Genomic DNA, 15,099 nt, shown 5'->3' on the forward strand with positions numbered 1-15,099 from the left:
AACTACAAAATTTCTTCGGCGTTTTCTTACAATTTCAAATTGGCGTTGACAACGGAAGCTGCGCTTGATCTGTTGCCCAATAGGCCATAGCTGCCAGCTCCGATGATGAGAAAGATCATCAGGCATAGAGACAGGATAAATTTCGTTTGTTTCTTCAAATGAGGGCCCTTCAAAGCGGTTGGCTTTGTGCTTGAAAATCTTCACAGTCCCGCTGCAGTTTTCTTGCGCTTAATATAGCAATTTTGTAGCTTCTGTGCAAAAGCGTATGGAGTACGCCAGCCTCTGCCCACAGCTTTTTTCACAACTCAGTTCATCTATTGTTTGCTGTGCTATATGATTTGCCGGATGGCGTCCCCTCGTGTAACCTTGATATCTGGCATTGGACAATTTCACTTGAATCCTGTTAATTACCTGCGTCCTGCCGAAGATAGTATTTCTCACATTCTTCTCACCTGCCGGAGCTTTCGATATCGTTTACCGGCTCCAGATCTTTTTTCTCAATAAGTTTGCCATACGCAACTCAGTTTGTTATAATGAAGGACAATAAAATACGACGGAGTTAATGTTAAGAAACAAAAATGAAATGAGTGGATGCAATGCAGCATAGAATGCTGCATTCAAGAAAAATGTCCACAAAGGCGACCGCATTCAGACAAGGACGCAGGACATAAGCACCGAAATTTACAGGAGATTTTTTTATGGCACACAGAAGCATATCGGACTATCCGGCCCTTCAACGGGTATTGGAATCTCAAGAAAAAATCGTGTATCTATGCGGTGCGGGGGCTTCCATGTCCCTGGGCCGGCATCGAAACAGCTGGGGAACCTGGCTCGACACCGGAAAAAGCCGTCTCCTTCCGGCAGAGCGGGCGGAGTTTGACGCCCTGGCCGGCTCCTGTTCCACCCACGAGCTGATTTCTGCGGCGACATATCTTCTGGAGCATTTGAAAGCCAGCGGAACTTATGTGGACTTCATGGATGAGACCATCGGCTCCTTGCACCCGTCAGACCCGGTGATGACCGGCGCATTTCAAAAGATATGCCGGGCGGGCGACCTGACTGCCACCACCAACTACGACCTGCTTCTGGAGGAGGCCGTCGGGAGCGGCTGGGTCTCCTATGAAAAGCCAGGCGAGATTTTGCCAATCCTCAACGGTACCGCCTCCAACCGGGTGATTCATCTCCACGGCGTTTACGACAAAGCTGCGGGGGTGGATTCCATCATAGCCGACGGTAAACAGTACCAAACCATTCTGGAAAACGCGGGAGCACAGTTTATCCAAAACCTTCTGGGCACCCATCCCCTCATGATTGTGGGCTGCGGAGGAACGGTCAGCGACCCGAACCTGTCCGTTTTTATGCAGTTTGTGAGCGGCAAGCTGGGCCTGTCCGTGCCCTATTTCTACCTGATGAAGGAGGGGGATTCCGCCCCTCCCCTGCCCCCCAACGCAATTCCGGTTTTCTATGGTACGGGCCACGACCACCTTCCCGCCTTTTTGGATGAGGCCGTCTCTTACCGTCTCCGAAACCGGGCGGAGATCCGACAGCTTGTGCAGATCGACCCTTATGCCGCCCCGAAACGGCTTCCGTCGGCCTTCGGCCGGATGCACTTCTCCAACCGGTTCAGCGATTTTACCGGGAGGAGGGCGGAACAGGAGCAGCTGAACCGCTTCCTTTACGCCGGCGATGCTGTCCTCTGGTGGGGTGTGCTGGGAGAGGGCGGCATCGGGAAAAGCCGTCTGCTTCTGGAATGGCTGAAAGTCCTCCCTGCCAACTGGTACGGCTTTTTCGCCCGGAAGGACCCCAAGCTCTTTTCCGGCTTCATCCCCTTCACGGACACGGTTGTCGTTTTGGACTACATCCTGGGCGAAGAGGAACCGGCGGCCATAACCATCGCAGGCCTGCTGCGGCAGTTTGAACACACGCCCTATAGGCTCAGACTGATCCTGGTGGAGCGGAGGCAGGCCGCAGGTGAGGAAGACTGGCTTTCCAAGCTGAGCGGCTGCCTTCCGCCGGAGGATCGGATTTCCTTCGAGTCCTGCCGCTGCCTCAACGGCGCGGCAAGCCCGGACACAGCGGAGTTCCTGCACCTGGAGGCCATGAGTCCGGAGGATGAGCGGCACTATATTCGGAACTATCTCAACGCGTATCTCCCTGCTTTCCTGAAACCGGCGGAAGCAGCGGCCTACCAGGCCAATTTGGACGCGGTGGGGGAAACGATCCAGAAGCTCTTTCGGAAAGCATTGGAAGAACCCTATTGGCGGCCCCTCTATCTGAGTATGTTCATTGAGGTATGGGTCAACAAGGCCGGGGCCGTCGACATCAACGGGGCTAAACAACTCCTCAGGGCCTATCTGGAAAAGGAAACCAGCCGGTGGAAGCTCATATTGAAGGACGGCCGTCTGGTAAACGCCTATCTCAGGCTGCTGGCCATGGCCTGCATGACAGAGCAGTTCAACATCACCGATGTGTCCGGCGAGAACTGTTTGCAGGAGGACTGCGGCCGCCTGTCCGCCTTTTTAGATGAACAGGACCGCTGTCCCGGAACGCAAAGCGTCTTTGCTGACCTGTTTGTCCAGCAGGACGAGCTGGAAACCTTCGAACCCGGGGACGGGCTTCTGTCCCGTATCCACGGCCAGCTTACTCAAAGCGGCGCGCCGTCTCTGGACGAGGACCCCGCCCCAGGCAAAGCCCCGTCGGGAGAGGAGTCCATGTCCAGGGATGAGGCGTTCGCGTTCCTGGCTCCTTACATCAAATTGGAGGCCGGCCCCGAGGAATTCTACCTCTGTATGCTGAATGAAGTTAGGGACTTGTCTGAGGAGGAGTCCCGGTGGCTGGCGGAGCTCCGGGAGGAGCGCGTTCGAAGAACGGCGGAGCTCCCGGATTACGCCTGGATCATCGCACCCGCTTTCCCGGATATCATCCGGGAGTATCTCGTCCTCCACGCCGTCAAACTTCGGGAGGCCGTTCCCTTCACCAGGTTGGCGCGGGCAAACTCCGTTTTCGGCCTGGGACAGTTTCTCACCCGCGCCATCGAGGACTGGCCGGAGGAACCCCTCTTCCAAAAAATGCTGGAGATACCGCCAAAGGACGTCCTGGACTATTTCGAGTTCTACATTCCCTGGCTTGCGGACGCCAGAGAGATTCGGGATTTCTGTCCGTTGGAGGACATTTTGCTCCAGGGCGAGGGGACATGTCTCTTTGCACGGTATGAGATGGAGTTGTGGGGTAGAATCGCAATCGTCCTGACGGAGAGGGAAACCTGGGACCGGCTGCTGGACAGCGCCGGTCGGTTTGTCCAATATGTATCAAAGTTCTATGACCATCCCAGGGTTTGGGAGCGGGCGGCTGATATCCTCGAGAGCTATGCCGTCGGGCTGCACAATGCGGCGGAAGCTGAAAAGCTGGCGCAGTTCCTGGACAGGTGCGACAAACTGGCCGGGAACCATCCGGATATGCCGGGGCTGGTCCTGTTCTGCTGCGACAACCGGGCGAGGCTGATTCATCTGCGGCGTTATTTGGAGTGTGTGGAGGCGGTTGAACAGGATTGGACCGCCATCGCAAGGCATCTCGCTTCGCACCTGGAGGACCGGGCTATCTGTCTGCGGGGCGTCGAGGCGGCAGAGGAGTATTTCATCACGCTTCAAAGAAGCGGATCGGATATCTACCAGCCTGCCTGCGAGCTGGCGGCGCTGCTGGAACGCGTCTATGCGAAGCATCCCGTTCTCGAGGCCGCGGAGCAGCTGGCCATCGTCACGGCAAATCTGTACATGTGTACTCTCCAGCAGACCCAGAGCCACTCAGAAGACCTGTTCCAAAAGCTCCAGCAGATTTTCAAACGGTTCCCCGGTTCAAAGCGAATGCGGTCCGCCTACGCGTCTGTCTGCGGAAAGATGTATGCAGCCCGGGAAAACCGGACCCGCGATATCCCCTCCAAGCTCATGGGGAAGCTCGAAAAATGGAGCGCGCAATACCCCGATGACATCGAGTTTCAGGAGGCTTTTTTTGACGTGACGCTCTACCACCTGACCTATGCCCGGGGACAGGGACTGCGCAGGGAGGAGCTCCGCGCTTTCCGCCAGCTGGAGCGCATTGCCAAAACCGCCAACTATGCGGTGTACCGGGAGGAGAATGCCCTACTGCCCCGGGTGGAGCAGCTCCGGCAGCTTTTTGGATATGGCCCGGAACGGGGTTAAAAAGAGGCGGCGCGGTGCGCCGCCTCTCTAAAATTGCCTCAGACAAGGTGCATGAAACAGAACATGCAATATGTGATTGTAATGTGGAGAGGGATACAGCATGATGGAGTCAATAGAGAAAATCGGGTGGGAAAGGCTGACGGATCATGCTGCAAGCCGGCTTGTTAGACTGCATATCAGAGACCAGATATCTACGGACAACTACACCGTATATCGCACAATCATGGGCATTTTTTATCTGGAGCGCCAGAAAATGCACTATCAAATGGTTCGGGACACGGTTCTGATCCTGCTGCGGGGCAATAACGCCGCCGGCAAATCCATTACCACCCAGAGCTTCGTCCCCTTTATCCTGAACGGGGACAAACGCCCGGAGCGGCTGGACCCCCTTCGGCTCCCGGGATCGTAAAATGGAATTTTATCTACTGGGCGACAATGAGCGGGAGGAGTCCACCGGCTATCTGTACCTGGAGTTCCGAAAGCCCGGCACGGAAAGGATAACCGGGCCGGAAACAGACGAGCGGTCCACCATGGCACATAAGGCCGCTTTCTCGTCTTTTTCGCGTTCTTTCTGGACAATTACGTCGGTATAAATGCCGTTTTGCAAATCATAAAGCGCATTCAAATGCCAAAGATTCCAGCCGTGCTGACGCGCTGTCCCAGGCCGGTAGGAGGCGGGATCCCCGGGATATGCGGCGGACTTCAGGTCAGATCCGTCCGCCGCCATCAGACGGTATCCCTTTTTGTGCTTTTTTCTTATTTATTCTCTTATGCCTTTAACTTAATGACATTACTCACGGCGAGACGCGATTCCTGACCGGAATCAACTCCCACCGTGAGATTTTTTCAATAATTCAGCGGATGCAAAGAGACAGCATACCAGGTGCTCGTCTCCGCCGCATAAAAGCAGGAAGCCTCTTCTGATTCACGTTCATCCATAAGAACAGGCATCCATCGGAGTTTGCTCGATCATTGCATCAACTACATCCTTTGGAACTTCAATGACAGGTTCTATCACCAGAACCGTATCTTTGTTAAAGTAAAGTGATTGGCGGTATCTCCCATACAAAAAAGCCGATAAAAGAACAAATACAGCCAAAACTGCCGCATATACGCCCCGGCGGGCCCGCAGGCGTCTTTTCTGGAGGGCCTCAAATTTTGATTCGCCCAAACTCGAAAGCAGTTCCGCAGCACACGCGGCGGGCTCGCCAAAGGTAACCGCATACTCGGCGTAATCCGCTTCCGGCCTTGCCTGCTGAAAGTCATCCAGCATCTCCCCGAGCCGGTCAAGAAGATGCTCCCTGTCGGCCCTGCCGCAGAAAAGAGAGCGCTTTACTTGTGATTGATACTGTTCAGCCGCTTTCATCATGGTTCCGCCCCCTCTTCCTTCAATAACAATGTGACCCCCGCTATAAAGTCGTTGTAGCGCGCAATCAAGTCCTTCAAATAGCGCCGGCCCTCTTCGGTGATTTGATAATACTGCCGTCTCCGCCCGTCCGGGGCGGTTGATTTATGCAGGTCCTGAACATAGTTGTTTTCCATAAGCCTGTAGAGAAGCATATAGGGAGGCACGATGTTCAGCCTGTTCCCGGATCCCTCATACAGATTTTGAGCAATCTGATGGGCGTACATATCTTCCCTGCTCAGCATGGCAAGGACCAGCATTTCCGCAACGGCCCGTTTCAAATTCTCCTCAATGCCCTGGGCAGGATTGTTTTTAGACAGAGGTCATCACATCCTCCCTCAAAAATAGAAAAAGCCTCAAAAACCTGTGAGAATCATTATATATCATTTTCCGCTTTCGTCAATACGTGCCCGCGCAAAAAACATCGCAATTTAATTTTTAATGACATTGAAATTTTATGTTTACAAAATATTGGTACGGTGATACCATAAAAAGGTAAGGGAATACAAATTCAAAACGTAAAGGCGTACGGGTTTCAAGGGGGATGGATCTATCAATGCACTTGTATGGACACCAGTCATAACTTGAAACAAGAAAAGAGGAGATACGCATGAACATTCCAAGTAGTTTTATGACCCGTGCTGTTTCGCCCTGTTCCGGGATGGAAAACCGGCGGACGGCACAGAGGGACGGCCGGAAATCCGCTTTTGACAAGTATCTGGACATGGACCGCCAGCGGCAGCTGATGCGGGAGCTGCCGCCGGGCCGGATGCTGGACTCCGTGTATATGCAGTTCAGGGACGACTACCGGGCCTGGAAAGCGCAACGCCCGGAGGCGGTTCTTCCAGACTCCCAGGGGTGGACCGGGGAAAACCTGGCGTTTCTGCGGGAGCGTTACGCCGGGGATCTGTCCGCCTTTGAGATTTACGACGCGCTGGATACCATGAAGGAGCTGGGTATCCTCAGCGAAAAGGGGCTGCGCTGCGCCGAGGGCGTCACGATGGTCCGGCTGGGTTTGAGGGGCGGGGTCTATGCGGCAAGTGCGGCCCCGGATTCCGAAGCCGCATGGCTCCACGGCTTCGACGAGGCCCCCATGGTGGGGTTCCGCAGTTTGGACGACCTCCTCTCCTGGGCAAGGGATTTCCGGGAGAACGATTGGCCGGACTTCATCACCGGAGCCGAGGCTATGGCCCGGGGCTGGATTTAAATACATACTTGTAAAGGAGAACGCAGCATGGACAGCGGAGTCAATTATATCGTCAACAACACAGGCATTCCCACCTCGGAGTGGGGAAAATACAAGCCCGCGGGCGTCAACCCGGACGGACCCTCAGTAGACTTTTCGGAGCTTCTCTCCGGCAAAAATCAGGAGATTGTCTCCAAGCTCACCGACGGGGCGAAGCGGACCTTGCAGCGGCTGAAGACCAACCCTAATTCTATTTCCAAGCGGGACTGGATGGACCTGACCCACGAGCTGAACGCCATGGGGGCCATCAGCGATTTGGACTACGGCTGGACGAGGGCCGATTTTCATTTCATACCCCTGGGAGATATGGACAACCCGTTCACCACCACGGAGCAACTGCGGGAAACCATGGGGCGGATCAACCAGTGGCCGGGAAACCCCTTGGACTACCTGGATCAGTGGGCCTTTTCCCTGAAGAAGTGGGGTGCCGAGCTGTCCCGGGAGCTGAACCCTGACGGGACGCCCAAATACAAGGACGTCTCCCCGATCTACGATCAGGCGTCTGCCTGCGGCCGGGTGTCCAACCTGATCAAGGGCCTTTTGTCGGCAGATCTGTTTGCCGGGAAGCAGGGAGGGCGCATATGAACATTGGGGCGCTTCTTAATTTTGCAATGCCGGACGCTTCCGCACTGCCGCGGCGGTCCCGGCCGGTCTCCGGTTCCTCCGCCTTCGCGGAGAGCCTGACGGCGGAACGGGAAACGCCCGGCCATCGTTTCGTCCAAGGCCCGGACTTTTTCCTGCGGATGGGGGAAAACATCCTTTGCAGCGGCGGCGTGGGCGGCTCGAACCCGCAGACCTACGAAGCGGAGTTTACCGCCGGTTCCACGGACGAGGACCCCATCGTCCGCATCCGGGGCACGTCCGGCAGCGGAGCCTTTGACTTCACCTGCCATATCCGTGACATCGACCCCTCCAATGCCTCCTACGCGGAGCTGGCGGCGCTGAACCGCTGGCTCTGCCGCACCGGGGCGTATCAGACGAAGTTCCCCGGTCAGGCCGGGAGCGTGCTGCCCTGCGGGATGGACTGGGGGGACATCTCGAAAAAGCGGGATTTTATCAGCGAAATCCGGGGCTTTATCGCCTCCGCCTCCAACGCCTCTCACTACCCGAAGTACGGGTCGGGTATCTACGGCTATGCCTATGAGCTGCTGGAGGTGTACCGGGAGTTTTCCCGGGATAAAGTGCCGGCTGGGTCCGGGGGAACGATCGCCGCGGAATTGTGAGGTTTTTGCCGGACACTGTGTTCTGACCTGTCAGCCGGCCTGAGACGGGAGATTTTCGCGCGGAACAGCGGCGCGGCAGCAGAAAAGCCGCCATATATCAGAAAATTGTCATGCCTTATCATACCCGGCGGCGGCCCTTGAGAAATCAGGGCCGCCGCTTCTGAACTGTCATATAAAGGAAAGCCAGGGCATGAGGGGAGGCCGTGATATTGGCTCAACGCACGTTTGGAGGAGGAATTCTGCTCAGCCGCAAATACCGCGTTTCAACCGGCGGGCGATATGCCCCCGGAGATAAACCATGCCATGTAAGAAACCTTCACATTGCCCTATCATCCGCCCGGCAGGTTATAAACCAGCCGGGCGGTTTTTATCGGGTTTTCCCGCCGCCCCCCAAAAAAGATCCAATCCGGAAGGGGCACGCCTTCAGCATCATGGAGGCGTCCGGGTGATACGGCCTGACGGATGCACATAAAATCAGAAGGAGGTGCTTTGCATGATTGATAAAAACCTTCTGGAAGAGATGTCCCGTGCCACGGTGCATGACGCCGGCCCCGCCTGCCTGAGGGATATTCTTGAAATAGAAATCCGTGGAGAAACCGCCGGTCAGCGGCTTGAAAGCTATCTGGCCCAGGTTGGGAATCCCTACTGCTTCCGGGTGGGAAAAACCCCCGTGAAAATTTCATTCCAACCCTGCGGGGAAACACTTGACAAGAAGATAAAAGCCTACTTTCTGAGCTTGAAAACTTAGGCTTTTCCTTATATATGGTATGATTCGATTGCTTTGGAGGGGAGAAAGGGCGGCGCATGGCGAGAATCAGGAAATCAGAAACCGGCAAAACCGTATCCGGACAGATCGTTTGGAAGATTGGAAAATATATTCGCCTGTCCCGTGACGACGGAGCGGTTGTCTCAGAATCCGTAGTCAATCAGGACAAAATACTGAACGATGAAATTCCCGGCTTTTTTGAGGATGGCCCTTATGAAGTAGTGGACACCTATATTGATGACGGGACCAGCGGCACGACGGACCTGGAGCGGCGGGATTTTCAGCGTATGGTTCAGGACATGAAATGCGGACGGATCAACTGCATCATTGTAAAAAACCTGTCCAGAGCCTTCCGCAACAGCGCAAATCAGGGCCGCTTTCTGGAGGAGTTTATACCTCTTTATAACACCCGGTTTATTTCCCTTTACCAACCGAGGCTCGACACGTTTCTGGACCCGGAAATCGTGCACAGTCTGGAAGTCAGCATCACGGGCTTTATGAATGAACAGTATGCCTACAAAACTTCCGCCGATGTGCGCCGGACATTCAGGCACAAGCGGGAAAAGGGGGAATTTATCGGCGCATTTGCCCCCTATGGCTATATCAAGGACCCCGAGGATAAAAACGCGCTGATGGTTGACGAGGAGGCCGCCCAGGTGGTCCGGGACATATTCAAATGGTTTATTCTGGAGGGTATGAGCAAGGCCGGGATTGCCAGGCGGCTGAATGCGTATGGAATCCCAAATCCTGCGGCGTATAAGCGTTCCAAGGGCCTCCGTTATGAAAATCCGCATTGCAGGAACAACGACGGGCTATGGTCTCCGTCAACGGTTGCGCGGATGCTCCAGAATCCTTTGTACATTGGAGTGATGCGCCAGGGGCGGCAAAAGGTCATCAGCTATAAGGTACACAAGCGGACGGCCGTGCCGGAAGACGAATGGTTTGTTGTGGAGAACGCTGTGCCGGCCATCATAGACAAAGCTGCCTTTGAAGCGGCGCGGAGCCTGCATCAGCGGGACACCCGAACCGCACCCGGCAAACGGAAGGTGTATTTGTTTTCCGGCTTTATCCGCTGTGCGGACTGCCGGAAAAGCATGGTGCGCCATACAGCCAGAAACATTGTATACTACCAATGCAGAACCAACCGGGATAAATCCAAAACTCTGTGTACAAAGCACAGTATCAGACTGGATGATTTGGAAAAGGCGGTTTTGGCTGCTGTCCAAAAGCAGATTGCGCTTGTGGATGCTCTGCCCGAAATCATTGAGGAGATCAGCAATGCTCCGGCAGCGCGTACAGAATTTATGCGGCTGACCGGGCTTTCGGAGCAGAGACGCAAAGAGCTCGACAAGGTGACCAGCGTTTTGGACGGCCTCTATATGGACTGGAAAAACGGCGATATGACCCGGGACCAGTATTGCCGCATGAAAGTCCGGCTTGAGGAACAGGCCCGGCAGCTTCAGGAGACCATCGCCCATATTCAACTCGAACGTGAGACCGCTGCCCAGGGCATTGACACGGATAACCCCTATTTAACCGCCTTTTTGAAACACCGCAATATTGAAAGCCTGTCCCGCGGCCTTTTGGCAGACCTAGTCAGTGCAATTTATGTCCATGAGGACAAAAGCATCGAAATTGAGTTTCATTTCGCGGACCCATACCGCCGCATTGCAGAGTATGCAGCAGGCAATCAAAAGGCGCTCTGCGTGACCGGCGGAAAAGCAGTCTAAGCTGTTGTGTATAAATGCCTGCACCCACCGGAGCCACCGGAGCCACCGGCCCGGAGGGAGCTGCGGGTGCTGACGGCGCTGCCGGTCCTGCAGGCGCCACCGGCCCCACCGGCCCCATTGGTCCCACCGGCCCCACCGGTCCCACCGGCGCGGCGGGAGCCACCGGCCCTGCCGGCGCGGCAGGCGCCACGGGTGCTGCCGGAGCCACGGGCGCCACCGGTGCCACCGGCCCCGCCGGCCCCACCGGCCCCAGCGTCACCGACACCTCCGCCTATGCGGCCAATACCAGCGGCGCGGGTCTGCCTGTCGTTTTTGCGGGTTTTCCGGTCCCCCTGCCGAACAATCAGGTGCTGCCCGCGGGTATTACCGCAAACGGGACCAGCACCGTGTTTACCGTGAACACCCCCGGATACTATCGGATTTCCTATACAGTCAATACCACTGCAGCGCTGACCAGCGGCACCCGGCTGATGATCAACAACAAGCCGAATCTGGCCTCCACTGTGGCGCCTTCGCTGGGTCAGAGCCACTTTTCCAATGAGATCATCGTGAAGCTGGAAGCGGGAACCACCATCACCCTGCAGATCTACGGCATTCTCGACACGGTCACGCTGCTGCCCGGGGCCGCCGGAGCAACCCTGTCCATCATCCGCCTGAGCTGAGGAGGGATGTCTCATGTCACTGCCTACGTTTCCCAAGATTGATCCCCCGCTGAGCCGGGAAGGGAGTCTCAACGAGATCATTTCCTCCATTGCGGCGGAGGAGCTCAGCCTGAGCCATATCCTCAACGCCGAGGGCGAAAAGCTGCAATATGTTCTGGGCACCCTGCCGGGACTGGAGGTGGCCGCCAACTTCGACGAGGTCATGAACGTCAATCGGAGCGTACAGGATACCCTGTCCGATGTGATGGAGCAGCAGGCGCTGCTGACTGCCAAGCTGAGCGCGGCCATGAAGGCCCCCATTCTTCCCGGTCCCGCTGGACCCACCGGTCCTGCCGGTCCCGAGGGTCCTGCTGAGGGCCCCACCGGGCCCACCGGCCCCACCGGCCCCACCGGGGCGGAAGGTCCCGCCGGTGCGACAGGCCCCACTGGTCCCACTGGGCCAGACGGTCCTCAAGGTGTGGCAGGTGTGACGGGTGAGCCCGGCGCGGAGGGCGAGACGGGCCCCACCGGACCCACAGGGCCGGACGGTCCGGACGGCCCGGCCGGTCCCGCCGGCACCGCCGGTGCCACAGGGGCTGTGGGCGCCACCGGAGCCACCGGCCCTGCCGGCCCCACCGGAGCCGCCGGCCCCGGCCTTACCGCCGCATTTGCCGCCAACACCCAGGGCAGTCCCATCGCGGTGGCATCCGGCGGCACCCCCATCCCGCTGCCCAACGCGCAGGTTTTGCCCTCCGGTGTCACGGCGAATTCCGGGAACACGGTATTTACCGTTGCGGAAGCGGGCACCTATCAGATTTCTTACCACGTGAATACCACGCTGGCCCTGCTGATGGGAACCCGGTTGGTGATCAACAGCGTCAACAGCGTCGCATCCACCATCGCCCCGAAAATCGCCACCTCCAGATTTGAGAATCAGATCACGGCTTACCTGCCCGCGAACTCCACCATCTCTCTTCAGATGTACCCCATGACTCTTGCCGGAGGCGCCGTCCTGGTCGGCGGCGGGGCAGGGGCCTCTCTGACCATCATTCGGTTGAACGGGTCGAAACCGGAAAACTACCCGGAGCATGAAGTGGAAGGCGGATGGGATTTCGATGTAGGATAAACGCAAGCCTGCAAAGTCAAAACCAGGTACTCCCGCCGGCGGAAGCCAGTGGGAGTACTCTCATAACGAATCTAGAGGAGGCTTCCCTATGGTGAGCGTCAGTCTGTGCATGATTGTGAAAAACGAGGAGGATGTACTGGCACGCTGTCTGGAGAGCGCGGCGGAGCTGGCGGATGAAATCATCATCGTGGACACCGGTTCCACCGACCGCACCCGGGAGATCGCCGCCCGTTTTACGGACAAAGTCTTTGACTTCCCCTGGCGGGACGATTTTGCCGCCGCCCGAAACGAGTCCTTTTCCCACGCCTCCATGGACTACTGCCTGTGGCTGGACGCCGACGACGTATTTCTGGAGGAGGACCGGAAGGCATTCCTGGAGTTGAAGGAGACCCTGGAGCCTGACGTCTCGGTGGTCATGGCTCCATACCACACCGGGTTTGACGAAAACGGCTGCGTGACCTTCTCCTATTACCGGGAGCGGCTCATCAAAAACCGGGCCGGCATGCGCTGGGCGGGAGCCGTCCACGAGGCCATCGCACCAGTGGGGAAGGTTCTCTACGGGGATTTCGCCGTTACACACAAAAAGACCCGCCCCTCCGACCCGGACCGAAACCTGCGGATTTATCAGGCCCAGCTGGACGCGGGAAAGGAGCTGGAGCCACGAGAGCAGTTCTACTACGGACGAGAGCTCTATTACCACCGCCGCTGGGAGGAGGCCCTGGAGGCTTTTGAGCGTTTTTTGGAGGAGGGCCGGGGCTGGACAGAAAACAATATCGACGCCTGCTGCCACTGCGCCTACTGCCATCAGGAGCTGGGGCATGAACAGGCGGCCCTGGCGGCGCTGTTCCGCACCTTCGTCTATGACCGGCCCCGGGCGGAGACCTGCTGCGATATTGGCCTCTGGTTTTTCCGGAAAGAGCAGTACCGTCAGGCCGCCTACTGGTACGCCCTGGCCCTGACCTGTGTGCGTGACGACCGCCGGGGCGGCTTTGTTTCCCCGGACTGTTACGGCTATCTCCCCTGTATTCAGCTGTGTGTCTGCCACAGCCGTCTGGGCGGTCAGAAGAGGGCGGCGCTGTTCAACGAGCTGGCCGCCGCCTGCAAGCCGGATTCTCCGGCGGTCCGCCATAACCGGGCGTTCTTTCTGGCCCTGCTGGAGCAGGACGCGCAAGTCGACTGACCCCGCCCGGCAGAAACGGATTTTGACCGGTCCGGTCTGATCTGAACCCCCATGCTCCATCCGGCATCACAGCTGAACCGTGTCAGGCGGGGGCCGAATTGCGCAGTCCGGTTTGCGAAAAGGAACAAAAAGGTGAAGCATACATTCCGGGAAACCTTGTGCCGCAAGAGTTTGGGAATGAATCTTTAGGGCCGGCAAAAAACCATCTCATGATGCTCCGAACGCTGTCCGCCGGGCGGCAGACAGGTCCGGCTCATCATGAGATGGCCCAGGTCAATTTATGGAATTTCCAGAAAGCCAGTCATATCAGCGGGCCGCCGGCCAGGGCTTTCCCGGCCTTAGAACCTGTATTCATAGCCGGACGGCGTGCAGCGGTTGTGAATACAGGCTCTTATACCAGAGTATACAACAGGACTTCCTTAAAGAGATTGCTCCACAGGTTGCGGCTTTTTCCAAGGTATTCCGGATTTTCTTCTTTCTCATCCCACACAATCGCCGCCAGACGGTCGCCCAGAATGTTCCAGACATCCAGAGGGTCCTTCTTCCAGGCATATTTTCCGGTAGCGGGGTCTATCGAAATCAGGGCGCGAAATGCGCCGCTTGTAACAGATCACGGAAAAATTGCAAGCACAAAAATCCGTTTTTAGAGCAGGGCCTGTCCGATCACGCATTTTATAGCCGCCGAACAGGCTGCAAAACGGTCTTGCGGTGGTCTTCGTCGCCAGGACACAGGGAAATCCTGGCAGCGGCTCCGCCGCTGTTTGAAAACCGGTATCCGCCGGTTTTCAGCGGTGCTGACCGGATCAGGAGGATGAGGTGCAGGGGACGGGTTCTGTCCTGTTTTTCGGAAGTGCCAGGCTCCCGGAAGGCAGGACAGCGCCCGGCCCCTGCATAAAATTTTTAAACAGGAGCTCCCTCAGAATTCCGCTTTGCCTGCCGTGTTTGGAAGAGAGGCGGCCGCTTGCGCGTTTTTGGACCAATCCGCCTGTTTCTCCGTTGCTTTTCTGACGCTCTCCGCGTCCACCCTGCCCTCGGTGATGATGTAGGTCACCACAGAGGCCACAGACACCACCGCGCCCGCCACCGAGCTGATGGTGCTCTCATCCAGCCTGAACACCATGGCTAGACCGGTCACGATGCCTGCAATGGCCGCCCACAGCTTACGGGAACTTAACTTGTGCTTCCAGTCGATTTGATTCATAATTGACCGCTCCTTTCCTATGCTCATGCTTCCTCATCGTGCGCGGCCTGGTTGAGGTGCTTTTCAAGCCTGTTCATGGCTTCGGTGACCGGACCGTTACAGCCCTGCTCCTTTAACCCCTTCAAACAGGCCAGCAGTCCATAGCAAATCAGGGTCTGTTCCCTGCGGATTGCTTTCAGTTCCTCGTGCTGCCGTTTGCTCCGCTGAACAAACTTGATGCACCAGAGGATCACACCGCCAATCACGCCCAGCGCGGTCAGAAGCTCTGCCAATGTAATCAGTATCTCCGCGTTAATGGTCACTTCCACACTCAGTCCTCCTCTCCGGCGACAAACTGGACAACAAATATCCCAGCCAATCCGTACAGGCCCCCGCCGGCCAGGCG

The 15,099-nt window shown here is 56.9% G+C and carries 15 protein-coding genes; 10 read left to right on the forward strand and 5 right to left on the reverse strand.

Going from position 1 to position 15,099, the window contains the following annotated elements; genetic code table 11:
- Positions 1-204, reverse strand: a 204-nt coding sequence (locus Q0063_RS10120) for a hypothetical protein (RefSeq protein WP_297871853.1), incomplete at its 3' end; no start/stop codon positions are given.
- A 494-nt stretch (positions 205-698) separates the two neighbouring features.
- Here Q0063_RS10120 and Q0063_RS10125 point away from each other — a divergent pair.
- Together Q0063_RS10125 and Q0063_RS10130 are read left to right on the forward strand one after the other, a co-directional pair.
- The gene (locus Q0063_RS10125) at positions 699-4,196 is read left to right on the forward strand and encodes an SIR2 family protein (protein WP_297871854.1); all 3,498 of its coding nucleotides are present in this window, start codon (positions 699-701) and stop codon (positions 4,194-4,196) included.
- A gap of 253 nt (positions 4,197-4,449) precedes the next feature.
- Positions 4,450-4,605: a hypothetical protein gene (locus Q0063_RS10130; protein WP_297871855.1), complete on the forward strand. Its 156-nt coding sequence runs from the start codon at positions 4,450-4,452 to the stop codon at positions 4,603-4,605.
- 522 nt (positions 4,606-5,127) lie between these two features.
- Here Q0063_RS10130 and Q0063_RS10135 read toward each other — a convergent pair.
- Both Q0063_RS10135 and Q0063_RS10140 read right to left on the reverse strand, forming a co-directional pair.
- Positions 5,128-5,565: a hypothetical protein gene (locus Q0063_RS10135; RefSeq protein ID WP_297871856.1), complete on the reverse strand. Its 438-nt coding sequence runs from the start codon at positions 5,563-5,565 to the stop codon at positions 5,128-5,130.
- On the reverse strand, positions 5,562-5,882 hold the full coding sequence (locus Q0063_RS10140) for a PadR family transcriptional regulator (RefSeq protein WP_297871857.1): 321 nt from the start codon (positions 5,880-5,882) through the stop codon (positions 5,562-5,564). Before Q0063_RS10140 ends, Q0063_RS10135 begins: the two co-directional genes overlap by 4 nt.
- A gap of 329 nt (positions 5,883-6,211) precedes the next feature.
- Between Q0063_RS10140 and Q0063_RS10145 the strand changes: the two genes are divergently transcribed.
- The 8 genes from Q0063_RS10145 (at position 6,212) to Q0063_RS10180 (ending at position 13,513) form a co-directional block, all read left to right on the forward strand.
- The gene (locus Q0063_RS10145; protein WP_297871858.1) at positions 6,212-6,808 is read left to right on the forward strand and encodes a hypothetical protein; all 597 of its coding nucleotides are present in this window, start codon (positions 6,212-6,214) and stop codon (positions 6,806-6,808) included.
- Between the two features lie 27 nt (positions 6,809-6,835).
- Complete coding sequence (locus Q0063_RS10150) at positions 6,836-7,432, forward strand: hypothetical protein (RefSeq protein ID WP_297871859.1); 597 nt, start codon at positions 6,836-6,838, stop codon at positions 7,430-7,432.
- Positions 7,429-8,070, forward strand: coding sequence for a hypothetical protein (locus Q0063_RS10155; protein ID WP_297871860.1), 642 nt, complete (start codon positions 7,429-7,431; stop codon positions 8,068-8,070). The genes Q0063_RS10150 and Q0063_RS10155 overlap by 4 nt, the downstream gene beginning before the upstream one ends.
- 493 nt (positions 8,071-8,563) lie before the next feature.
- Positions 8,564-8,818: a DUF6870 family protein gene (locus tag Q0063_RS10160; protein ID WP_297871861.1), complete on the forward strand. Its 255-nt coding sequence runs from the start codon at positions 8,564-8,566 to the stop codon at positions 8,816-8,818.
- 56 nt (positions 8,819-8,874) lie between these two features.
- Positions 8,875-10,566 carry a recombinase family protein gene (locus tag Q0063_RS10165; RefSeq protein WP_297871862.1) on the forward strand — a complete coding sequence of 564 codons (1,692 nt, stop codon included), beginning with the start codon at positions 8,875-8,877 and terminating at the stop codon, positions 10,564-10,566.
- Positions 10,567-10,580: 14 nt separating this feature from the next.
- Positions 10,581-11,228: a BclA C-terminal domain-containing protein gene (locus Q0063_RS10170; RefSeq protein ID WP_297871863.1), complete on the forward strand. Its 648-nt coding sequence runs from the start codon at positions 10,581-10,583 to the stop codon at positions 11,226-11,228.
- 13 nt (positions 11,229-11,241) lie between these two features.
- Positions 11,242-12,333, forward strand: coding sequence for a BclA C-terminal domain-containing protein (locus Q0063_RS10175; protein WP_297871864.1), 1,092 nt, complete (start codon positions 11,242-11,244; stop codon positions 12,331-12,333).
- Between the two features lie 88 nt (positions 12,334-12,421).
- The gene (locus Q0063_RS10180; RefSeq protein WP_297871865.1) at positions 12,422-13,513 is read left to right on the forward strand and encodes a glycosyltransferase; all 1,092 of its coding nucleotides are present in this window, start codon (positions 12,422-12,424) and stop codon (positions 13,511-13,513) included.
- A gap of 916 nt (positions 13,514-14,429) precedes the next feature.
- Here the strand turns inward: Q0063_RS10180 and Q0063_RS10185 are convergent.
- On the reverse strand, positions 14,430-14,714 hold the full coding sequence (locus tag Q0063_RS10185; protein WP_297871866.1) for a hypothetical protein: 285 nt from the start codon (positions 14,712-14,714) through the stop codon (positions 14,430-14,432).
- 23 nt (positions 14,715-14,737) lie between these two features.
- Positions 14,738-15,022 (reverse strand): branched-chain amino acid ABC transporter permease, encoded by a 285-nt coding sequence (locus tag Q0063_RS10190; protein ID WP_367180362.1) that lies wholly within the window; start codon positions 15,020-15,022, stop codon positions 14,738-14,740.
- Positions 15,023-15,099 lie beyond the last annotated feature (77 nt).

Source organism: uncultured Oscillibacter sp., from assembly GCF_947654275.1.
Taxonomy (GTDB): Bacteria; Bacillota; Clostridia; order Oscillospirales; family Oscillospiraceae; genus Oscillibacter.